21 protein-coding genes and 1 riboswitch are annotated in these 20120 nt (G+C 54.4%); of the genes, 9 read left to right on the top strand and 12 right to left on the bottom strand.

Annotated elements, in window-relative coordinates:
* Window positions 1-14: 14 nt before the first annotated feature.
* The 4 genes from pmrB to yvcK all read right to left on the bottom strand — a co-directional run bounded on the left by pmrB (window position 15) and on the right by yvcK (window position 4429).
* Window positions 15-1094, bottom strand: coding sequence for a two-component system sensor histidine kinase PmrB (gene pmrB, locus L2097_RS11610; protein ID WP_142519184.1), 1080 nt, complete (start codon window positions 1092-1094; stop codon window positions 15-17).
* 2 nt (window positions 1095-1096) lie between these two features.
* Window positions 1097-1768, bottom strand: a complete 672-nt coding sequence (gene pmrA / locus L2097_RS11605) for a two-component system response regulator PmrA (protein ID WP_047371194.1) — start codon at window positions 1766-1768, stop codon at window positions 1097-1099.
* Window positions 1765-3408, bottom strand: coding sequence for a phosphoethanolamine transferase EptA (eptA, locus tag L2097_RS11600; RefSeq protein ID WP_250352867.1), 1644 nt, complete (start codon window positions 3406-3408; stop codon window positions 1765-1767). The genes pmrA and eptA overlap by 4 nt, the downstream gene beginning before the upstream one ends.
* A 112-nt stretch (window positions 3409-3520) precedes the next feature.
* Window positions 3521-4429: a uridine diphosphate-N-acetylglucosamine-binding protein YvcK gene (yvcK, locus tag L2097_RS11595; RefSeq protein WP_047371192.1), complete on the bottom strand. Its 909-nt coding sequence runs from the start codon at window positions 4427-4429 to the stop codon at window positions 3521-3523.
* A 226-nt stretch (window positions 4430-4655) separates the two neighbouring features.
* A riboswitch (molybdenum cofactor riboswitch) is annotated at window positions 4656-4800 on the top strand.
* Here yvcK and moaA point away from each other — a divergent pair.
* The 7 genes from moaA to L2097_RS11560 all read left to right on the top strand — a co-directional run bounded on the left by moaA (window position 4788) and on the right by L2097_RS11560 (window position 9055).
* Entirely contained in the window at window positions 4788-5777 is a 990-nt protein-coding gene (moaA, locus tag L2097_RS11590) for a GTP 3',8-cyclase MoaA (protein ID WP_047371191.1), read from the top strand. Its footprint overlaps the riboswitch before it by 13 nt.
* A 21-nt stretch (window positions 5778-5798) precedes the next feature.
* Window positions 5799-6311 carry a molybdenum cofactor biosynthesis protein B gene (gene moaB, locus L2097_RS11585; RefSeq protein ID WP_047371190.1) on the top strand — a complete coding sequence of 171 codons (513 nt, stop codon included), beginning with the start codon at window positions 5799-5801 and terminating at the stop codon, window positions 6309-6311.
* Between the two features lie 3 nt (window positions 6312-6314).
* Complete coding sequence (moaC, locus tag L2097_RS11580; protein WP_250352866.1) at window positions 6315-6800, top strand: cyclic pyranopterin monophosphate synthase MoaC; 486 nt, start codon at window positions 6315-6317, stop codon at window positions 6798-6800.
* Complete coding sequence (gene moaD / locus L2097_RS11575) at window positions 6793-7038, top strand: molybdopterin synthase sulfur carrier subunit (protein WP_047371188.1); 246 nt, start codon at window positions 6793-6795, stop codon at window positions 7036-7038. The genes moaC and moaD overlap by 8 nt, the downstream gene beginning before the upstream one ends.
* Window position 7039: 1 nt before the next feature.
* Window positions 7040-7492, top strand: coding sequence for a molybdopterin synthase catalytic subunit MoaE (moaE, locus tag L2097_RS11570; RefSeq protein WP_085006886.1), 453 nt, complete (start codon window positions 7040-7042; stop codon window positions 7490-7492).
* Window positions 7493-7550: 58 nt separating this feature from the next.
* A complete protein-coding gene (locus tag L2097_RS11565) occupies window positions 7551-8258 on the top strand; it encodes a Bax inhibitor-1/YccA family protein (RefSeq protein ID WP_047371186.1) in 708 nt (235 codons plus the stop codon).
* 95 nt (window positions 8259-8353) lie between these two features.
* Window positions 8354-9055: a Bax inhibitor-1/YccA family protein gene (locus L2097_RS11560; RefSeq protein WP_047371185.1), complete on the top strand. Its 702-nt coding sequence runs from the start codon at window positions 8354-8356 to the stop codon at window positions 9053-9055.
* Here L2097_RS11560 and L2097_RS11555 read toward each other — a convergent pair whose 3' ends face one another.
* From L2097_RS11555 to L2097_RS11545, 3 genes are read right to left on the bottom strand one after another with little or no spacing between them, the layout of a single operon-like run.
* The gene (locus L2097_RS11555) at window positions 9056-10021 is read right to left on the bottom strand and encodes a lysylphosphatidylglycerol synthase domain-containing protein (protein WP_047371184.1); all 966 of its coding nucleotides are present in this window, start codon (window positions 10019-10021) and stop codon (window positions 9056-9058) included. It lies immediately after the preceding gene.
* Window positions 10021-11265 (bottom strand): cardiolipin synthase ClsB, encoded by a 1245-nt coding sequence (gene clsB / locus L2097_RS11550; protein ID WP_047371183.1) that lies wholly within the window; start codon window positions 11263-11265, stop codon window positions 10021-10023. Before clsB ends, L2097_RS11555 begins: the two co-directional genes overlap by 1 nt.
* Window positions 11262-12023 carry an endonuclease/exonuclease/phosphatase family protein gene (locus L2097_RS11545; RefSeq protein ID WP_047371182.1) on the bottom strand — a complete coding sequence of 254 codons (762 nt, stop codon included), beginning with the start codon at window positions 12021-12023 and terminating at the stop codon, window positions 11262-11264. The genes clsB and L2097_RS11545 overlap by 4 nt, the downstream gene beginning before the upstream one ends.
* Window positions 12024-12155: 132 nt before the next feature.
* On the opposite strand from L2097_RS11545, the gene L2097_RS11540 reads away from it, so the two are divergent.
* Window positions 12156-12557 (top strand): YbhQ family protein, encoded by a 402-nt coding sequence (locus L2097_RS11540; protein ID WP_103279899.1) that lies wholly within the window; start codon window positions 12156-12158, stop codon window positions 12555-12557.
* A gap of 18 nt (window positions 12558-12575) precedes the next feature.
* Here the strand turns inward: L2097_RS11540 and L2097_RS11535 are convergent, their stop codons facing one another.
* From L2097_RS11535 to cecR, 5 genes are read right to left on the bottom strand one after another with little or no spacing between them, the layout of a single operon-like run.
* Window positions 12576-13682, bottom strand: coding sequence for an ABC transporter permease (locus tag L2097_RS11535; RefSeq protein ID WP_047371180.1), 1107 nt, complete (start codon window positions 13680-13682; stop codon window positions 12576-12578).
* Window positions 13683-13691: 9 nt separating this feature from the next.
* Window positions 13692-14822 carry an ABC transporter permease gene (locus L2097_RS11530; protein WP_047371179.1) on the bottom strand — a complete coding sequence of 377 codons (1131 nt, stop codon included), beginning with the start codon at window positions 14820-14822 and terminating at the stop codon, window positions 13692-13694.
* Entirely contained in the window at window positions 14815-16551 is a 1737-nt protein-coding gene (locus L2097_RS11525; protein ID WP_047371178.1) for an ATP-binding cassette domain-containing protein, read from the bottom strand. Before L2097_RS11525 ends, L2097_RS11530 begins: the two co-directional genes overlap by 8 nt.
* Window positions 16544-17539, bottom strand: coding sequence for a secretion protein HlyD (gene hlyD, locus L2097_RS11520; protein WP_250352865.1), 996 nt, complete (start codon window positions 17537-17539; stop codon window positions 16544-16546). The genes L2097_RS11525 and hlyD overlap by 8 nt, the downstream gene beginning before the upstream one ends.
* The gene (cecR, locus tag L2097_RS11515) at window positions 17536-18210 is read right to left on the bottom strand and encodes a transcriptional regulator CecR (protein ID WP_142519380.1); all 675 of its coding nucleotides are present in this window, start codon (window positions 18208-18210) and stop codon (window positions 17536-17538) included. Before cecR ends, hlyD begins: the two co-directional genes overlap by 4 nt.
* Window positions 18211-18511: 301 nt before the next feature.
* Here cecR and rhlE point away from each other — a divergent pair, with 301 nt between their 5' ends.
* Complete coding sequence (rhlE, locus tag L2097_RS11510; protein ID WP_047371176.1) at window positions 18512-19864, top strand: ATP-dependent RNA helicase RhlE; 1353 nt, start codon at window positions 18512-18514, stop codon at window positions 19862-19864.
* Window positions 19865-20120: the final 256 nt, after the last annotated feature.

Below are 20120 nucleotides of genomic sequence, written 5' to 3'. Positions count from 1 at the left end.
TTACTAAGATTACCTTAACGTGCAATAGCGTTGAGTTTCACCCACGCCCGCACGCCTGGGCCAGGCTGGCGGTTATGCAAGAAGAATTGCGCGTCGTGGAGTTGTGCGATACGTGAAACGATACTCAATCCAAGCCCCGATCCCCCGTAGCGGCTATCCATGCGCACAAACGCTTTACTCAATTCTCCGCTACGGGATTCATCCACGCCTGACCCCTCATCTTCCACTGACAGAACCGGTGTGGGGCCGCCGACAAGGCTCACGGTAATGGTGGTGCCTGCCGGGCTGTACCGATGAGCGTTTTCCACCAGATTGCGCAGCAGCACCTGCAAGAGCGTGGCATCACCTGCCACCGCGATATCTTCTGCCATTTGCGGCAACTGTAAATGTTGCTGTCGGGTTTGCAGCATTCTCTCCAGTTCACTGTGGACTGGCATGACCACATCTTCCAGCAGCATCACCTGCTGATAGCTTCCTGCGGAAAAAGATTGCCCGACGCGAGCGAGCTGCAGCAACTGGGCAATATTTTCGGTCATCTGGTCCAGACGCTGGAGCAGCGGGGCGACATCCAGGGCATGGCTTTTGGCCATCAACTCCAGGTGCAGGCGCAGACCTGCCAGCGGCGTTCGCAATTCGTGTGCTACGTCGGCAGTAAACAGACGCTCACGATCCAGCGTGACGGTAAGGCGCGAAACCAGCTGATTGATGGCAGCGGCAACGGCTTCCACTTCGCGTACCGGATTTTCCAGCACGATGGGTTCAAGGTTGCCCGGCGCACGTGCATCCAGCTCGCGCTGTAATGCCGAGAGAGGGCGGGTAATGGTTTTTAACGCCTTAAAACAGAGCAGCAGGGCGAGGCCAATGATCAACAGGCTCGGCACGAGGAGGCTGGCGACAGCCTCGTGCACTTCATGCTCAACCTGTTTGTGGTTGTTATGGTTGTGAATCGCGCTTTCCACCAACAGCTGGACTTGTTCTTTGCTCTCATGCCATAGCCAGAACACGCTGACCAGTTGACAAACCACCAGAATAGCCCCGACGGTGAGCAGTAAGCGGCTTCGCATCGACCAATTCTTGACCTGAAATATCGCCATGCTTATTCCTGTTTATCGGCGTGAATCAACATATAACCGTAGCCGCGCACGGTACGGATACGCGATTTGCCGATTTTGTCACGCAGGTTATGGATATGCACTTCCAGCGTATTGGTGGCCGGTTCGTTGTCCCAGTTGTAAATGTCGTTATACAGGATTTCACGGTGTACCGGCGTGCCCACTTTCATTAGCAGGCGTGACAGCAGCGCGTACTCTTTTGGCGTAAGCTCCAGCAGCTCTTCGCTGAGCCATACCTGGCGGCGAGTCAAATTCAGCCGCAAATTGCCATTCGTTAATTCGCTGTCCGCCTGATTATTGTGGCGACGCAGCAGAGCACGAATACGCGCGTTAAGCTCTTCGAGAGCAAAAGGCTTAACTAAATAATCATCCGCGCCGGTGTCCAGCCCGGAAATACGATCGGCAAGTGTGTCCCTGGCGGTCAAAATTAATACCGGCAGCGTAAACTTCTCGCGGCGGACACGCTCCAGGAAATGAAGGCCATCTTCGTCCGGAAGACCGAGATCAAGCACCATCAGACTGTAGTGTCCGGTCGCCAGACTCAGGCCCGCTTCATGCGCGGTGGATACGCCATCGCAGGCGTATCCTTCACTTTGCATGGCCAGAATCAATCCCTGTAATAACAGCGCATCATCTTCTACGACCAGAATTTTCATTTCGGCTCTCCACGACAGGCAGTCAAAATATCATCTTGCGCACGGTATTCCTTCGTACTGACCCCTGTTATACCCAACATGGTCGAGAAGAGATTATCCTGCGAAAAGTGCTTTTGTTGTGCCTCTTTTTGCAGGCACTGATTATCGACGCCGTAACGCTTTTGATAATCCTCAGACAGCCAAATAAGCATCGGAATATGTTTTTGCGTTTCCGGGGCGATGGAATAAGGCAAACCGTGTAAATAGACACCGTCTTCACCCAGCGATTCACCATGGTCGGAAAGATAGACCAGGCTGGTGGTGAATTTATCCTGTTTTGATTGCAGTAATTTAATGGCTTTGTCGACAATATAATCAATGTACAAAATGGTGTTGTCGTAAGTATTCACCAGTTGTTCCTGCGTACAGGTCTGAATTTGGCTGGTATCGCAGGTCGGGGTAAATTTACGAAACGCCGCCGGATAGCGGTTATAGTAAGTCGGTCCGTGGCTGCCAATGGTGTGCAATACAATAACGCCATCATGTCGCAGGTTATTGATATAGTCTTCCAACTGATGAAATAACGCTTCATCCTGGCATTCGCCGTCAATGCATAGCCCAGGCAGATTCAGCGCCGTCACGTCCTGATGAGGAACACGATCGCAGGCACCTTTGCAGCCGCCATCGTTTTCATTCCACAACACCTGAATGCCAGCGCGCTGAATAATATCCAGCAAACCTTCCTGATGATGGGCCAGCTCTTCATCGTAATTCTGGCGTGGCATATTGGAGAACATGCAGGGCACGGAAATGGCCGTTGCCGTACCGCAGGAAGTGGTATTCGGGAAATAGACCACATTATCCTGTTTTAAACGCGGGTTGGTGTCATGGACATAACCGCCCAGTGAAAAGTTGGCGGCACGTGAGGTTTCACCCACGATCAAAATGGTCAGGTTCTTACGCGGGCCATTTTGCATTTGCGCACGCTGTTGCGCGTCTTCACCGATACGCACCAGCGGCAAATTATCCATGCGATGATGGCTATACCAGGATAAGCCTGCGGTGATGCTGTTTGACGGACTGAGCGATTTAACCAGTTCTTTATTATTACGAAACAGCGAGGCGTAATCTTTATAAAACAACAGCGCAACGAAAACGATCAGTAACGCAGAAACCGCAATGCTTACGAGGCGACTGATAATACTGCGCCAGGCCGAGACCGGCGCTTTGATTTTAATCCACCAGGCGATAAGTACCATTAACACGCCTGAGAGCAGCAGCACCACAATCATACGTGGCGATAGCAGGGCGAAACTTTCGGCTGGGGTGGTATCCAGAATATTGGTCACCATTGAGCGGTCGATAATAATACCAAAGCTCATAATGAAATATTGCGCAGCCGCGCTGACCAGAACAAAGAGGCTGATCGTCAGACGGTCCAGGCGTAAAAACGAGGCCAGAGTTAAAACAATATTGATGACGCTAAAAGCCACGACGGGCATTGAGGCAAACACCAGCGCGTTATGCAATGAGTCTACTGGCAATAAACTAAATGCCTGGCGATAAAATGCGATATTTAATATCAGTGCGATATAAAGCGCGAACAAAATCAGAAAGTTCAGGCGGCTTAAGGTCGGCCGGGAAAGACGAAAGGTAGGCATGACAACGATCCTGACAAAGACAGGATGACTATTGTGGACGAGAATCTTTAAGACAACCTTAAGAAATTAAGGAAACGTGATGGCGCGAGCACAAATCGCGCTCGCCACGTGATTAACCCAGGGCCTGAACTGCTTTTTCCAGCGCTTCGCGCAACAAATGTCTATCATGACGATAGGGGATATCGCTGGCGTCCAGCACCCCCTGAATAACGACCCGGTCAGAGACAGCAGAAACATCCACTTTTGGCCCAACAATCACGGCATCAATGATCGGTTTACCGACATACTGTTCCATGATTGTCAGCTTATCCTTAAGCGTCAGACTGGCGGCGGCCACGCTCAACTCTTTACCGAGATTACCGATATAGACCACTGGCGCGGGGGTGCGGCGCAATGCCTGAGAAAGATCCTCCAGCAGCAGTAAAGGCAACAGGCTGGTATAAAAACTTCCCGGGCCGATTAAAATCAGATCCGCTTCTGCAATCGCCTGAACGGCTTCCCGCGTGGCGTGTACTTTAGGGAACAGCATCAATTCCTGTACCGGGGATTCCAGCAGGTCGATATTCACTTCGCCGTAGACCATGTGGCCTTCGTTGTCTGTTGCCATCAAATCAACGGGTTGCTCAGACATCGGGATAAGAAACGCATCTACTTTTAGCAGGTTACGAATGAGATTTATCGCTTCCAGAGGGCGCACGCTGAGATGGTCTAACGCCTTCAACATCAAATTTCCGAGGTTATGACCGGAAAGTTCGCCATTACCGCTAAAACGGTACTCAAACATCGCCGACGCGACGCTGGGTTCCGTAATAAGCTGATTTAAACAGTTGCGCATATCGCCCCAGGCGATCCCTCCCTCAGAGCGGCGAATACGCCCGGTAGAGCCGCCGTTATCCGTGGTCGTCACGATACCTGTGAGCCGCGAGCCTAATGATGATAAAGCCGACATCACGCGGCCCAGACCGTGCCCACCGCCAAGCGCAACGACGCGATCCAGATCCGCAAGAGTGCGATTACGCATAAACCTTCCTTATAAATGATTACCGCGCTACGTTAACCTAAATACCACCTAATGACGATGCCGTGCAGGGTGGAAAATGACGTATATCAAAGCAAAAAAGGGATTTTCACGTACTCTGTAATGAAAATGCACGATCATGTCGCTATATACATGTTTATATAGCGATAATGATGTTGGCGAAACAAAACGCTTCGCGCTACTATCGCCATAACGAATTTATCTCGTTACGCACAACATACACTCTAGCCTCTGTACCTAAGTCTGACGATAGGGTCCTTTGGCCGTGGCGATACCACCGGTATCAGCCGCCAGGGTGCAGGAAGAAATGACTGCATCTCCCGTATTTGGAAAGGTGTACATGGCCACACAATTGACTGACCCGTTCGCGCGTAAGTTCTTTTACTTGCGTTTGTCGATCACTGACGTATGCAATTTCCGTTGCACTTATTGCCTGCCCAACGGCTACAAACCGGGTGGCGTCACCAATAAAGGATTTCTCAGCCTTGAGGAAATTCGTCGCGTTACGCGTGCGTTTTCTGCAATGGGCACAGAGAAAGTCCGCCTGACCGGTGGCGAACCTTCCCTGCGTCGCGACTTTACCGACATTATCGCTGCCGTGCGAGAAAACCACGCCATCCGCCAGGTTGCGGTCACTACTAACGGTTACCGTCTGGCCCGTGATGTGGCGCACTGGCGTGACGCCGGACTGACGGCGATCAATGTCAGCGTTGACAGTCTCGATGCGCGTCAATTTTTCGCGATTACCGGTCAGGACAAGTTTAAGCAGGTGATGGAAGGTATTGATGCTGCTTTTGCGGCGGGCTTTGAGAAGGTCAAAGTTAATACCGTGCTGATGCGCGACGTCAATCACCACCAGCTCGACACCTTTCTTGCCTGGATCCAACCTCGCCCCATTCAATTGCGTTTTATCGAACTGATGGAAACCGGCGAAGGCAGCGATCTCTTTCAAAAACACCATATCTCCGGCGATGTGCTGCGCGGTGAGCTGCTAAAACGCGGCTGGATCCAGAAGCTGCGCAGCCGCAGTGATGGCCCGGCACAGGTTTTCTGCCACCCGGACTATGCCGGCGAGATTGGTCTGATCATGCCCTATGAAAAAGACTTTTGCGCCAGTTGTAACCGGCTGCGGGTCTCTTCTGTCGGAAAGCTGCATTTATGCCTGTTTGGTGATGGGGGCGTAGACCTGCGCGATCTGCTGCAGGATGACAATCAGCAAGCCGCGCTGGAAGCGCGCATTGCCGCGTCCCTTGCGCACAAAAAACAGACCCATTTTCTGCATCAGGGCAATACCGGCATTACGCAAAATCTGTCTTACATTGGCGGATAACGGCCGCAAGGAGAAAAAGCAATGAGTCAGGTGAGTACTGAATTTATTCCAACCCGTATCGCGATTCTTACGGTTTCCAGCCGTCGTGGCGAAGAGGACGACACGTCGGGTCATTTCCTGCGCGACTCCGCGCTGGAGGCCGGGCATAACGTGGTGGCGAAAGCCATCGTCAAAGAGAACCGCTACGCCATCCGGGCGCAGGTCTCGGTGTGGATTGCCAGCGATGACGTCCAGGTGGTGCTGATTAATGGCGGTACCGGTTTTACCGATGGGGACCAGGTGCCGGAAGCCTTATTGCCGCTTTTTGACCGTGAAGTAGAAGGGTTTGGCGAGGTATTCCGCATGCTCTCTTTCGAAGAGATTGGCACCTCCACGCTGCAATCGCGCGCGGTAGCGGGTATCGCCAACAAGACGCTGATTTTCGCTATGCCGGGTTCCACTAAAGCTTGTCGCACCGCATGGGACAATATCATTGCGCCGCAGCTTGATGCGCGCACGCGCCCGTGTAATTTTCACTCCCACATTAAGCCTTAATTTATGTCACAACTGACCCATATTAACGCCGATGGCGAAGCGCATATGGTGGATGTCTCTGCCAAAGCCGAAACCGTGCGGGAAGCCCGTGCCGAAGCGTTCGTGACCATGCAGCCGCAAACGCTGGCGATGATTATTGACGGCAGCCATCACAAAGGTGATGTCTTTGCCACGGCGCGTATTGCGGGCATTCAGGCGGCAAAACGCACCTGGGAGTTAATTCCGCTGTGTCATCCGCTATTGCTCAGCAAAGTGGAAGTGCAATTACAGGCGCAGCCGTCGCATAACCGGGTTCGCATCGAATCGCTGTGCCGCCTGAGCGGGAAAACAGGTGTGGAAATGGAAGCGCTGACGGCGGCGTCGGTGGCGGCGCTGACAATTTACGACATGTGCAAAGCCGTGCAGAAGGATATGGTTATTGGCCCGGTACGTCTGCTGGCGAAAAGCGGCGGTAAGTCCGGTGATTTCAGGGTAGATGCAGATGATTAATGTACTTTTTTTCGCGCAGGTGCGCGAACTGACCGGTTGTGACCGGTTAACGCTGGATGAGGCGTTTCCGTCTGTGGAAGCGGTGCGTCAGCATCTTGCCGCGCGCAACGATCGTTGGGCGCTGGCGCTCGAAAAGGACAAACTGCTGGCGGCGGTAAACCAGACGCTGGTGAGTCTTGAAAATCCCCTCACCGAAGGCGACGAAGTGGCCTTTTTCCCGCCAGTGACCGGGGGTTAAGATGGCACAGACACGTATCGTGGTTGACCATGCGCCGTTTAACGTTGGCGAAGAGTATCAATGGTTGAGCGAGCGAGATGAAGATGGCGCGGTGGTGACCTTTACCGGCAAAGTGCGTAACCATAACCTTGGCGATAATGTCAGTGCTCTGACGCTTGAACACTATCCGGGGATGACGGAAAAGACGCTGGCGGGGATCGTTGAGGAGGCGCGAGAGCGTTGGCCGCTGGGTAACGTCACGGTGATTCACCGCGTGGGCGAACTCTGGCCCGGCGATGAAATTGTCTTTGTCGGCGTGACCAGCGCACACCGGAGCAGCGCCTTTGACGCAGGGCAGTTTATTATGGATTTCCTTAAGACGCGTGCCCCCTTCTGGAAGCGTGAAGCCACGGCGCAGGGTGACCGCTGGGTAGAGGCACGGGATAGCGATAAACAGGCGGCGCAACGCTGGTAACGCTTTGTCGGGATTGTGTTAATCTTGAAGATGGGTATCCACTTTTTGAGGAGTCATTATGGACAGATTCCCGCGTTCCGATTCTATCGTTTCACCCGCCCGCGCCGGTTTGCAAACCTATATGGCGCAGGTCTATGGCTGGATGACCTGCGGGCTGTTGCTGACGGCTTTTATCGCCTGGTATACGGTATTTAATGAAGCCGTATTAATGGCTATCTACTCCAGCCGGATGGTCTTCTTTGGGCTGATCATTGCGCAACTGGCGCTGGTTTTTGTGCTCTCCGGCCTGATACATAAACTCAGCGCGGGCATGGCGACCACGCTCTTTATGCTCTATTCCGCCCTGACCGGGCTGACGCTCTCGGGCATTCTGTATGCCTACACCGCTGAGTCTATTGCGGCGACCTTTGTCGTGACCGCCGGAATGTTCGGCTCGATGAGTCTCTACGGCTATACCACCAAACGCGACCTGAGCGGTCTTGGCAGTATGCTGTTTATGGGGCTAATCGGTATTCTTCTCGCCTCTCTGGTTAACTTCTGGCTGAAAAGTGAAACGCTGATGTGGGTGGTGACCTATATCGGAGTGGTTATTTTTGTCGGCCTTACCGCCTATGACACGCAAAAGCTGAAAAACATCGGTACCCAGCTTGATGTGAATGATAAAGCGCACCTGCGGAAATATTCGATTTTAGGGGCGTTAACGCTCTATCTCGACTTTATCAACCTGTTCCTGATGTTGCTGCGTATTTTCGGTAACCGTCGTTAATGTTATCCCGGCCGGGGGACGTCAGATAGCCAGTGAAAAGTATAAGCCGCATCCGGACATAACCGGATGCGGCTTGTTCACCTCAGGGAGAAGAGATGAAACCATTTGGTTGGCTTTCGCCGCCGCAAATTAAGCCCACGGAACTCATCGTCAATATCTGCCTGTGGCTGGCTGCGGGCATGGTGCTGGGTATCGGTGTCGCCTGGCTTGCGCTGCGTCTTCCCGTTGTACGGGAGTGGTTTATTCCCGGTCCTGTCATCGTGATATTAATGGTGGCCTTATTTGTCAGCGGGCTTATTCTTCACTGCCTGTTTGCGCGCTTTAGTACGCCGGTAGCGCTTTTCTGGCTTATCTTGATGAACGTGCTGACCGGGCTACTTTTCGCCTGCATCTTCTCACTGGCGGGAACAGCCTTAGCGCTTGGCGTGACTGGCGCGATGTTCGCCATAAGCGCGGTAGTCGCCCATTACGCGGGCAGCAATATCAGTGGCGGCGGCTACTCTTTGTTGATGTTGCTGGTGGGACTTAGCCTGACGGCGCTGGTTAATCTCGGGCTGCACAATGGCCCATTGGAATGGATTGGCTGCCTGGTGATGGTATTGCTGTTCGGATTAACAACGGCGGGCAGCCGTTCGCGGATCCAGATATCTGCCCGCGAACTCTACATGAAAGAATTTACCACGGTACAGGCCTGCGCCATCCATGGCGCATTGCGGGTCTGGCTGAATATGGCAAACCTGGTGTTTGAATTGCTACGCCTGGCAACCTGGGTAATTGATGCCATACGTTCCCGTTAATCAGCCTTTTGCCATCGCTTTCTCATTTTTGGCGCGCAGCTTCTTCGCCCGACTTTCCAGTATCAGATAGGCAATCAGCGCCAGCAGAAGCGGGATAAAATAGTAGAGCACGCGGTAGGCCAGCAGGGCGGCGATAATGACGCCTTGTGACGTATGCTCCCCGGCCAGTAGCGCCAGAAATACGGCTTCCAGTACGCCAATGCCTGCTGGAATATGGACAATCACGCCAGCGATACTGCTGACCAGCAACACGCCCAGTACGAAGAAGAAATTGGTCTGATGGCCCATCAGAAGCCAGATAATCACGCCCATAGCTATCCAGTTGGCGCTGGAAATGGCCATCTGGGCAAGGGCAAATTTCCACGATGGGATCACTAACTTCTGCCCTCTAATCGTGAAATGGCGTCGTTTCGCAAAACCACATGCCCACAGATAGAAGGCGATAAAAAGCAGCAGCACAACGCCAATGATGCGCAGTGTCGTATCGGAAATGTACCAGTGGGCCGGGATGTCCACCACGCCGAACGTGAAGATGATGCCGCCGAGTAAAATATAACCCAGCCAGTTGGTCGTGATGCTAAGCGAAAAAATCCGCGTGATAGTACTGCTCGGTAACCCGAGGCGGGAGTAAAGCCGGTAACGCATACCGATTCCGCCTACCCAGGTGCTGAGCGTCAGGTTGAAGGCATAACAGATAAACGAGACCAGCATCACCTGGCGTTTAGCCAGTTTGTGCCCGCAATACGCGCGACCTAACAGGTCGTAGCAGCCATAGATCAAATAACTGACCACCACCAGCGCGGCAGCCCCCAACAACACGAGGCGGTTATAGTCGTGTATGACCTTCCATACATCATCCCAGTTCACCTTTTGCGCATACAGCACTAACAGAACGGCAACGGCAATAAAAAAGAGCCAGGTAAGGACTTTTTTAGCCAGCCGCCAGCGAGGATGTGATTTCGCCATCAGGATTTCCCCCCTGAATTTTCAGAAGCGATGCGATCCTGAGTCTCTATTTCCGGCTGGATTGGCGGCTTCACCTGAGCCAGCCTTGGCGTATGTGCGGGCAGCCAGCCAACAAGCGCAGGGAAATGGCGCAAGAAGTGGAACACCACCACACTCTTGGCGAGGTTCCACCAGGTACGTTTCGGAGCCATCGACTCGTCCACGCGCAGGCAATCCTTAGCGATAATCGCGTTGAGGTTGTCGCGCAGCGTCTGGTTGAATTCCCGGTCGTGAATGATCAGGTTGGCCTCCAGATTCAGCGACAGGCTTAATGGGTCAAGGTTGCTCGAGCCGACGGTAGCCCAGTGATCGTCCATTAACGCGACTTTGCCATGCAGCGGACGACGACGGTATTCGTAGACCTGCACGCCGCCTTTCAGGAGATAGTTATAGAGCAGCTCGGCACCGACTTTGACGATCGGCATATCCGGCTCGCCCTGTACGATAAGTTTCACACGTACTCCGCGACGGGCTGCGTTTTTCATTGCATGCAGCAGGCGATAGCCGGGAAAGAAGTAGGCGTTGGCGATAATGACTTCGCGCTTCGCATTGGCGAGCATTTTCAGATAGTGCCGTTCAATATCATCGCGGTGATCGTCGTTATCGCGCCAGACGAACAGCGCCTGGGCTTCACCGGGCGTACGGTTATCTTCCGCCTGATGGCGACGTCGTTGCCACCAGCGTCTGACCGGCGCATTTTCAGGCAGATTTTCCACTTCGAATTGCAAAATGTCGGCCACCACCGGGCCTTCAACCCGCACGGCATAGTCCTGTTTGGCTTCGGGGCCGTAGCTGGTGACATGTTCAGCGGAAAAATTAATGCCGCCGACAAACGCCACCGTATTATCGATCACCACGATTTTACGGTGCATGCGGCGAAAGACATTGGTTCGCATGCCCAACAGCCGCGGGCGTGGATCGTAGTAGCGAAAGACGACGCCTGCAGAAGTCAGTGCGTTGACGAACTCATCACTGAGATCCGGCGAACCATAGCCGTCGAGTAAAACTTCGATATTTACGCCGCGACGGGCGGCTTTGAGTAAAACCGCATGCAGCTCACACCCCACTTCATCTTCAAACCAGATAAAGGTTTCGAGAATAACTTTCTGCTGTGCCTGCTCTATAGCGGCATAGACCGCCGGGTAAAAGTTTTCGCCATTTTCGAGAAGCTGGATGCGATTACCCTCTTTCCATGTGCATTTCATAGGTGGATCTCCGCACTGAGAGGGGCATGGTCGGATAAATGGCGCCAGTTGCGCAGCGGTAGCGCGGTGGGCGAACTGGCTCCGGCATTTTTCACATAGATACGGTCCAGACGTAACAGCGGCAGGCTGACAGGAAACGTGCGGGCAGGGCGGCCGTGGGCGCGGGTAAAAATCTCTTCCAGTCCGGCCTGCACTTTTAACGGATGGTTCGCCCGCTGCCGCCAGTCGTTAAAATCGCCGGCCACCACCACCGGTTCGTTTTCCGGCAGCGAATTCACCCACTCCGCCAGCATCGTGAGCTGCGCCTGACGATGGGCTTCGCGCAAACCCAGATGCACACATATCACATGCACAGGCCGATCAATGTCAGGCGGCACGATACGACAATAAAGCAGTCCGCGTTTTTCACTGCCGTCAACCGACACGTCGCGGTTCTCATAGTGTTCGATAGGAAAACGAGAAAGTACGGCGTTACCGTGATGGCCTTCCGGATAGACAGCATTACGCCCATAGGCGTAATCGCTCCACATCGCATCGGCAAGAAATTCATAGTGGGTGGTATCCGGCCAGTTTTCCACGTGCAGTGGATGAACCTCGTGCGCGCCCATCACTTCTTGCAAACAAACGATATCGGCGCTGACGGTGCGCACCGCATCGCGAAGTTCCGGTAAAATGAAACGCCGGTTGAAGGCAGTAAAGCCTTTATGGGTATTAATGGTGAGTACTTTCAATGAAAATTGACGAGTTTGTTGGGTCATAATTCTCCTGCCAGCCTCACTATCCTGATGAAAATAAATTGTAGTCTCTGTCACAAAAAGATGCGGGGTTACGGAATTTTCTGTAAATATCAGTACTCTTTGTTAAGAGAAAAATTCTTCAGGAGAGATGCCATGAAGTGGCAACAACGTGTTCGTGTCGCAACCGGCCTGAGTTGCTGGCAGATTATGTTGCATATGCTGGTTGTGGCGGTATTAGTAACAGCCTGGATGAGCGGCGCGCTGGTGCGGGTCGGTCTGGGTCTGTGCGTCCTTTATAGCGTTACAGTGCTGCTGATGCTGTTTTTGCAGCGCCATCACGAAGAGCGCTGGCGCGGCATTGGCGATGTCCTGGAAGAGCTGACAACGACCTGGTATTTTGGTGTCGCAATGATCGTGCTGTGGCTGCTGTCACGCGTGATGCAAAACAACCTGTTACTGGCCCTGGTCGGGCTGGTTATCCTCGCCGGCCCCGCCGTCGTCTCCCTGCTGGCAAAAGAAAAACGCATCCAGCCTAAATCCTTCAAAGTGCATTAAGGTTTGAGCGGCGTAAGGTTACATGACCTTACGCCGGAACATCGCATAGGCCACTGAACCCGTGGTGACCGTTATTACCAGCAGCGGCCACACGCTTTGCCAGATAATCGCGAAACTCGCATCCTTCAGATAGATCTGTTTGGTGATGTCCGTAAAGTGGCGGATAGGGTTAATCCATGTCAGATCCTGCAGCCAAACCGGCATATTCTCGACAGGCGAGACATATCCCGAGAGCAAAATAGCGGGCATCATAAAGACAAACACTCCAATAAACGCCTGCTGCTGTGTCGAACACAGGGACGAGATCAGCAGGCCGAACCCCACCAGCGACAAGCCGTAGATCAGCATCGTGAAATAGAACAGCAGTAGCGATCCGGCAAAGGGAATTTTATAGGCGAGGATCCCGGCGAGCAGCACAATGGTGGCCTGGAAGGTGGCGACCACCAGCGCAGGTATCGCTTTACCGACAAAAATCTGCCATGTCGCCAGCGGTGAAACCAGCAGTTGATCCAGCGTGCCCTGTTCACGTTCACGGGCAACCGAGAGTGAGGTGACGATCATTACGCCGATGGTGGTGATCATGGCGATAAGCGATGGCACCACGAACCACTTATAGTCCAGGTTTGGGTTGTACCAGTTGCGGATCACCAGTTCGCTGTTGTTCGGCTTCGTTTTCCCCTCCATCAGCTCCTGTTGATACTCTTTAACGATCTCTTGCAGGTAATTGGCGGCAATCTGGGCGCTGTTAGAGTTTCGGCCATCGAGAATCAGCTGTAGCGGCGCCTGGGTGAAGGTATCGAGCTTGCGGGAAAAGTCAGCCGGAAAACGCACCAGCAGCAGCGCTTTTTGCTCGTCAATTGTCGGGCGAATCTCCTGCGGGCTTTTCAGCATGAGCACATGGGTAAAGGCTTTGGCCCGGGCAAAGCGTTGGGTCAGCTCCACCGCATGCTTGCCATTATCTTCGTTGTAGACGGCGATGGTGGCGTTAGTGACCTCCAGCGTCGCGGCAAACGGGAACAGCAGCACCTGGATGACAACCGGCAGAATCAGAATGGCCCGGGTCTGCGGTTCACGCAGCAGCGACTGCAGCTCTTTGCGAATCAGTGTCCATAAGCGATGAAACATGGTGCCTCCCTAATCCAGCCGCCGTTTGGTTTTTACCCACGTCAGGCCAATAAACATGATTGCCGAAGCCAGCAGAAACAGCACGTTGATGACCAGTACCACCGGAATATTGCCCGCCAGAAACAGGCTTTGCAGGGTGCTGACGAAGTAGCGCGCCGGGATGACGTAGGTCACTGCCCGAATCACCGCAGGCATACTGTCAATCTGGAAGATAAACCCGGACAGCATAATTGACGGCAAAAAGGCGGCGTTCAGCGCCACCTGCGCGGCGTTAAACTGATTGCGCGTAATCGTCGAAATCAGTAACCCCATCCCCAACGTACTCAGCAGAAACAGGCTGGTGATAAAAAACAGGATCACCAGCGAGCCGCGATACGGCACCCCAAGAATAAATACCGACACCAGCATGCACAGCAGCATGGCCAGCATACCAAGGAAGTAATAGGGAATAAGCTTGCACAGCAGGAGCTCCGTACGGGTCACTTCGGTCGAGAGCAACGCCTCCATGGTGCCGCGCTCCCATTCGCGCGCCACCACCAGCGAGGTGAGGATCGCGCCGATCACTGTCATGATAATCGTCACCGCGCCGGGGATAATAAAATGCTGGCTGATGGCCGCCGGGTTAAACCAGTAGCGCATCTGTACGTCAATCAGCGGTTCGAAGCTTTCGCCCCGATCTTCGGCCCGCTGCTGTTGCCAGATCTGCCAGATCCCCTGCACATAGCCCTGGACGAAGTTGGCAGTATTGGGCTCGCTGCCATCGGTTATCACCTGCAGCGGGGCATCTTCACCAGGGCGCGCCATCTGTTCCGCAAAATTTACCGGAATGACCACCAGCCCGCGAATGCGCCCGGCCTGCATCATCTGAATAAGCTGCTGGCGATTATCGCTGACCGTCGCGTCAAACCAAGGAGAGCCGGTCATGGTATGGGCGAAGTCCAGCGCCTCTTCGCTGTGCTGTTCCAGTAAAATGCCCACCCGCAGTTTGCTGGAATCCAGGTTAATGCCATAGCCGAAAATAAACAGCAGCATTAACGGGATCACCACGGCAATCAGCCAGCTACTGGGATCGCGCACAATCTGGCGCGTCTCTTTGACGCAGAGCGCGCGCACGCGGCGCAGGGAGAGGGGGCTATGCATCGTGATGCTCCTTATCCCAGTTGTGAATGAGCGTGATAAACGCATGCTCCATTGTCGGGTCGGTATGCTCTGCATCAGCCGTCTGGGCTTTCAGGGCATCCGGCGTCCCGCTGGCGATAAGCTTGCCGCGATAGACCAGCCCGATGCGGTCACAGTATTCGGCTTCGTCCATAAAGTGGGTGGTGACCATCACCGTCACCCCTTTCTCCACCATGCTGTTGATGTGCAGCCAAAACTCGCGGCGGGTCAGCGGGTCGACGCCGGATGTCGGCTCATCAAGAAACAGAATGTCCGGTTCATGCATTAGCGCGCAGGCCAGCGCCAGGCGCTGTTTAAAGCCCAGCGGCAGGGCGTCGGTCGCCTGGTCGGCAATAGCCTTAAGGCCAAAGGCGTCAACCATCCGCGTGATCTTATCCTGCTGCGCCCGTCCACGCAGGCCATAGACGCCGGAGAAAAAACGCAGGTTTTGCGCCACCGTGAGGTTGCCGTAAAGCGAGAATTTTTGCGCCATATAACCCAGATGCTGGCGCGCCTGGCCGGAGCTGGTTTTTAAATCCATATTCAGCACCAGCGCTTTGCCGGAGCTGGGAACCAGTAACCCGCACATCATCTTAAAAGTGGTGGATTTACCGGCGCCATTTGGCCCAAGCAGGCCGAAAATTTCGCCGCGCTTCACGGTAAAGTTGACATGATCGGTGGCGGCGAAATCGCCGAATTTCTTCGTCAGTTGCCGGGCTTCGATCACCGTCTCATCCGGTGTGCCGTCCACCGTATGTAAAATGGCCCCCAGCGGCGATTGGGTAAAAGCGGCGCCACCCAACAGGTCGATAAAGGCGTCTTCAAAGCGCGGTGCGGTTTCTTCAATATCGAGTTGCGTTAACGCTGAGGCGCTGCGCAGGTCATCAATGCTCGACCCTTTCGCCAGAATCATCCGCACGGAGCGCCCCTGGATCATCCCGTCGCTGACCTGCGGCAGTTTCAGCAGACGTTGCAATAGTTGACGGTTGTTTTCCTGTTCACTGTGGGCGAGAAAACTGCGCCCGGCCATGGTTTGTGTCAGGGCGCGTGGTTCCCCCTGATAGAGCAATTCCCCTTCGTTCATCAGCAGCACATCGCGACATTGTTCCGCTTCGTCCAGATAAGAGGTGCTCCATAATATCAACATGCCGTCCCCGGCAAGGGTGTGCACCATCTGCCACAATTCCCGGCGTGATATCGGGTCCACGCCGACGCCAGGTTCGTCCAGCAACAGCACTTTAGGCTGGCCTACCAGGGTGCAGGCAAGCCCCAGTTTCTGCTTCATGCCACCGGATAATTTACCTGCCAGCCGCCCGGTAAAGGGGGCGAGGGCGGTGAACTCCAGCAGTCGGGCAAAGGTCTCTTTGCGTGCCTCGCCGGTGACGCTGCGCAGATCGGCGTACAGATTGAGGTTTTCCAGCACCGTGAGGTCTTCATACAGGCCGAATTTTTGCGGCATATAACCAAGCGATGCATGCAGTTCGCTGTTGCTGGCGATGGGGTCGAGGCCAATAACCTCAGCGCTACCTTCATCGGGTTTCATTAGTCCGGCAAGCATGCGCATCAGGGTGGTTTTCCCGGCGCCATCCGGCCCAACGAGCCCCGTGACGTACCCGGCTTTCACGGTGCAGTCCAGGCGAGCGACGGCGGGTTTCTCCATCCCGGCGAAGCGCTTGACCAGGCCGTTCAGGCGGATCGTTGCCTCACTCATTCCGTGCTCCATTATCGAAGCTTACGGTGACCGGCATTCCCTGGCGCAATGCGTCATCGGCGTCGGTGACGATAATGCGCAGCCGATAGACTAAATCGGTACGCAAATCCGGCGTTTCCACGGTTTTCGGGGTGAATTCAGCCGTCGGGGAGACGAAGCCGATTTTGCCGTGATAGGGCTTATTGGGGCGACCATCAACGTAGAGCAATACGGTCTGACCTGGCTGGGCCTGATGCAAATTGACTTCGCTGATGTAGGCGCGAACCCAAACCGGGCGGGTCAGGGAGAGCGTCAGAACGGTGCTGCCAGCATTTAACATGCTACCTGGCTCCACGGCGCGGGTAAGCAGGGTACCGTTAGAGGGCGAAACCAGTTGTGTATCCTGCAAATCCAGCGCTGATTGCGCCAGTTGTGCCTGCGCCTGTTCGAGGCTGGCTTTTGCCTGCGCTATCTCCTGCGGGCGATTACCTGTACGGTACTGGCTCAGTTTATCCTGCGCCGATTTCAGCGTGGCGTACGCCTGGTCGCGAGAGGAACGTGCATTTTCCAGGTCATTGGCGGAAATGGTCCGGCTTTTCCATAGCCCCTGCTGGCGCTGATAAAAGTTTTGCGCGTAATCGTAGGCCGCCTGCGCCTGGTTAACCGCTGCTGCCGCCTGGGAAATTTCTTCATCGCGATAGCCTGCAGTGACCAGGTCGTATTTTGCCTTTGCCGTCAAGACATTAGCCTTCGCCTGCAAAAGGGCGTTCTCGTAAGGCGCTTTATCGATTTGGCCAAGCACCTGCCCGGCGGTAATCGTATCCCCTTCATCCACCGCCAGCGAGGCGAGTCGCCCCCCGACCCGGAAACTCAGATTAACGGTGCGAATATCGACATTTCCATACAACGTGAGGGATGCAGCCTGTCGGCTTTGATACCACATCCAGCCTCCGCCAAGCGCGGCGAGTATAAAAACGACAATCAACACGATGACGACAGGCTTTTTCATAACCCGGAACTCCTTGTTAATCCCTGCAGGATAAGATCGATATGACACGTGATGACCTGGCAAATCAGGTCGGTTTTCTCATCGTCGAATTGCGCCCATCCGGTGCGCAGCAAAATGGTTTCCCGACCCAGGCGGAAGGCAAGGATCTCGCCGATCAGCGCATGGGTATGCAAAATGGTTTGCGTATCATTGGCGTCTCTGCCGGTGTAAGCCGCAATCAGCCGGGTAAGGTGACTGTGCAACGGGGCGATCACCTGGTCATGTACTAACTGATAGGCGCGGGTAGGGGAGAGCTGTTCACGTGAAATAAATTTACTCAGATTAAGCGTGTCATCGTGGGTGAGCAGCACAATCATATTTTTGCAGGCCCGATGTATCAGTTCCCGTATTGCCGCTTTATCGGGTTGCGCATGAGTGAACAGCCGTTCGGCGGCTTCGGCGTGGGGACGAAAATTGGCGCCAATAAAATCGGCGATCCACTGGGCGCAGGCGAGGTAGAGATCCTCTTTTGATCCGAAGTAGTAAGGGATCGCGGCAATATTCTGTCCCGCCAGCGCAGCGATATCGCGCGTGGTGGCATGCAACCCATATTCGCCAAACTGCGCAAGGGCGGCAGCAATCAACTGGTTTCTGGCCTGTTCACCTTTACTGGTCGTCGAGTTCATATTCATCGGCAGAATAAAGTTAATCAATCGATTGATTAACTTTATGGCGATTTTTTCGCCGTGTCCAGTCGCAAAACATCCCATTTTAGGGCTTAAAACAGGGGGCGATTGCCCAGGCTCCCGGGCCATCCGGGCTGGGAGAATCGGAGAAATATTTCTTCAATGATTAGCAGAGCGATATTTTATGCGCTGTGTCACAAAAGCTGTTACACTCCGCCCCTTCATGACATTGTGGTTTTTGTCATCTGTCATATTATTATCTCCTCGAAAACTACACCTGTTATGGTCGGGGCGGTGCGGAGTTGTTATGTCTTTTGATTCCCTTGGCCTGAACCCGGAAATTCTGCGTGCTGTCGACGAGCAGGGCTACCGTGAGCCAACCCCTATTCAGCAGCAGGCGATCCCTGCGGTGCTGGAAGGCCGCGACCTGATGGCGAGCGCCCAGACTGGTACCGGCAAAACCGCGGGCTTTACGCTGCCGCTGCTGCAACGTCTGGTGCAAAAAGAGCCGCATGCGAAAGGCCGTCGTCCGGTGCGTGCGCTGATCCTGACGCCAACGCGCGAACTTGCCGCGCAAATCGGCGAAAACGTACGTGATTACAGCAAATATCTGAACCTGCGCTCGCTGGTGGTTTTCGGCGGCGTGAGCATTAACCCGCAGATGATGAAGCTGCGTAGCGGTGTCGATATCCTCGTCGCTACACCGGGTCGTCTGCTGGACCTCGAACACCAGAATGCCGTCAAACTGGACAGCGTTGAGATCCTGGTTCTGGACGAAGCCGACCGCATGCTGGACATGGGCTTTATCCATGATATTCGCCGCGTATTGGCTAAACTGCCTGCGCGTCGTCAGAATCTGCTGTTTTCCGCGACTTTCTCGGACGACATCAAAAGCCTGGCCGAAAAGCTGCTGCGTAACCCGCTGGAAATCGAAGTGGCGCGCCGTAACACCGCCTCCGAGCAGGTGACGCAACATGTTCATATGGTCGACAAGAAACGTAAGCGCGAGCTGCTCTCCCAGATGATTGGCGAAGGCAACTGGCAGCAGGTGCTGGTCTTCACCCGCACCAAACACGGTGCGAACCATCTGGCTGAACAACTTAACAAAGACGGTATTCGCAGCGCGGCTATCCACGGAAATAAAAGCCAGGGCGCGCGTACCCGTGCGCTGGCAGACTTTAAATCGGGCGATATCCGCGTACTGGTCGCCACTGACATTGCGGCCCGTGGTCTGGATATCGAAGAACTGCCGCACGTCGTCAACTACGAGCTGCCGAACGTGCCGGAAGATTATGTACACCGCATTGGCCGTACCGGCCGCGCTGCGGCAACCGGTGAAGCGCTGTCGCTGGTGTGTGTTGATGAACATAAATTGCTGCGCGATATCGAACGCCTGCTGAAAAAAGAGATCCCGCGTATTGCCCTGCCGGGTTACGAGCCCGATCCATCTATCAAGGCCGAGCCGATTGTGAATGGTCGTCAGAGCCAGGGTCGCGGTGGCCGTGGTCAGGGCGGTGGCGGTGGTCGCGGACAACAGCAGCCACGCCGTAACGACGGTGGCGCGCCGAAAGCGAAAGCACCTCGTACGCAGGAAGGCAGTAAACCAGCGGGGGAAAAACCGCGCCGTCGTCGCCCGCGTAAACCCGCAGCGAGCGCCTGACGCCTGATGTGATTAAAAAGCCCTGCCAGCGTGCAGGGCTTTTTTCTGGGGTTTTGTCCGGTGCCGTTTGTTACTCTCTTCCCTGAAGCTGAGGGATCCCCACAAAATAATACGAGCACGGAAAGTCCCCTCTCCATGAGGGAGAGGGCCAGGGTGAGGGGGAAACACGCGGCTCTGGTGGTCATTCCGTTCACCTTCTGTTCCTTGCTTTTCTGTAGCGACAAAACCTGTGAACGTGCCAGGGTGGCTCATCGCC

It is taken from the genome of Citrobacter sp. MNAZ 1397, assembly GCF_023613995.1.
In the GTDB taxonomy this organism is placed as follows: Bacteria; Pseudomonadota; Gammaproteobacteria; order Enterobacterales; family Enterobacteriaceae; genus Phytobacter; species Phytobacter ursingii.
The sequence above is the reverse complement of the archived record's forward strand: the minus strand, read 5'-3'. Positions and strand labels throughout refer to the sequence as shown.

What these genes read in the sequence shown, in the direction of transcription:
- pmrB (WP_142519184.1), bottom strand. Translation starts at nt 1,094, where the DNA reads ATGGCGATATTTCAGGTCAAGAATTGGTCGATGCGAAGCCGCTTACTG.
- pmrA (WP_047371194.1), bottom strand. Translation starts at nt 1,768, where the DNA reads ATGAAAATTCTGGTCGTAGAAGATGATGCGCTGTTATTACAGGGATTG.
- eptA (WP_250352867.1), bottom strand. Translation starts at nt 3,408, where the DNA reads ATGCCTACCTTTCGTCTTTCCCGGCCGACCTTAAGCCGCCTGAACTTT.
- yvcK (WP_047371192.1), bottom strand. Translation starts at nt 4,429, where the DNA reads ATGCGTAATCGCACTCTTGCGGATCTGGATCGCGTCGTTGCGCTTGGC.
- moaA (WP_047371191.1), top strand. Translation starts at nt 4,788, where the DNA reads ATGGCCACACAATTGACTGACCCGTTCGCGCGTAAGTTCTTTTACTTG.
- moaB (WP_047371190.1), top strand. Translation starts at nt 5,799, where the DNA reads ATGAGTCAGGTGAGTACTGAATTTATTCCAACCCGTATCGCGATTCTT.
- moaC (WP_250352866.1), top strand. Translation starts at nt 6,315, where the DNA reads ATGTCACAACTGACCCATATTAACGCCGATGGCGAAGCGCATATGGTG.
- moaD (WP_047371188.1), top strand. Translation starts at nt 6,793, where the DNA reads ATGATTAATGTACTTTTTTTCGCGCAGGTGCGCGAACTGACCGGTTGT.
- moaE (WP_085006886.1), top strand. Translation starts at nt 7,040, where the DNA reads ATGGCACAGACACGTATCGTGGTTGACCATGCGCCGTTTAACGTTGGC.
- L2097_RS11565 (WP_047371186.1), top strand. Translation starts at nt 7,551, where the DNA reads ATGGACAGATTCCCGCGTTCCGATTCTATCGTTTCACCCGCCCGCGCC.
- L2097_RS11560 (WP_047371185.1), top strand. Translation starts at nt 8,354, where the DNA reads ATGAAACCATTTGGTTGGCTTTCGCCGCCGCAAATTAAGCCCACGGAA.
- L2097_RS11555 (WP_047371184.1), bottom strand. Translation starts at nt 10,021, where the DNA reads ATGGCGAAATCACATCCTCGCTGGCGGCTGGCTAAAAAAGTCCTTACC.
- clsB (WP_047371183.1), bottom strand. Translation starts at nt 11,265, where the DNA reads ATGAAATGCACATGGAAAGAGGGTAATCGCATCCAGCTTCTCGAAAAT.
- L2097_RS11545 (WP_047371182.1), bottom strand. Translation starts at nt 12,023, where the DNA reads ATGACCCAACAAACTCGTCAATTTTCATTGAAAGTACTCACCATTAAT.
- L2097_RS11540 (WP_103279899.1), top strand. Translation starts at nt 12,156, where the DNA reads ATGAAGTGGCAACAACGTGTTCGTGTCGCAACCGGCCTGAGTTGCTGG.
- L2097_RS11535 (WP_047371180.1), bottom strand. Translation starts at nt 13,682, where the DNA reads ATGTTTCATCGCTTATGGACACTGATTCGCAAAGAGCTGCAGTCGCTG.
- L2097_RS11530 (WP_047371179.1), bottom strand. Translation starts at nt 14,822, where the DNA reads ATGCATAGCCCCCTCTCCCTGCGCCGCGTGCGCGCGCTCTGCGTCAAA.
- L2097_RS11525 (WP_047371178.1), bottom strand. Translation starts at nt 16,551, where the DNA reads ATGAGTGAGGCAACGATCCGCCTGAACGGCCTGGTCAAGCGCTTCGCC.
- hlyD (WP_250352865.1), bottom strand. Translation starts at nt 17,539, where the DNA reads ATGAAAAAGCCTGTCGTCATCGTGTTGATTGTCGTTTTTATACTCGCC.
- cecR (WP_142519380.1), bottom strand. Translation starts at nt 18,210, where the DNA reads ATGAATATGAACTCGACGACCAGTAAAGGTGAACAGGCCAGAAACCAG.
- rhlE (WP_047371176.1), top strand. Translation starts at nt 18,512, where the DNA reads ATGTCTTTTGATTCCCTTGGCCTGAACCCGGAAATTCTGCGTGCTGTC.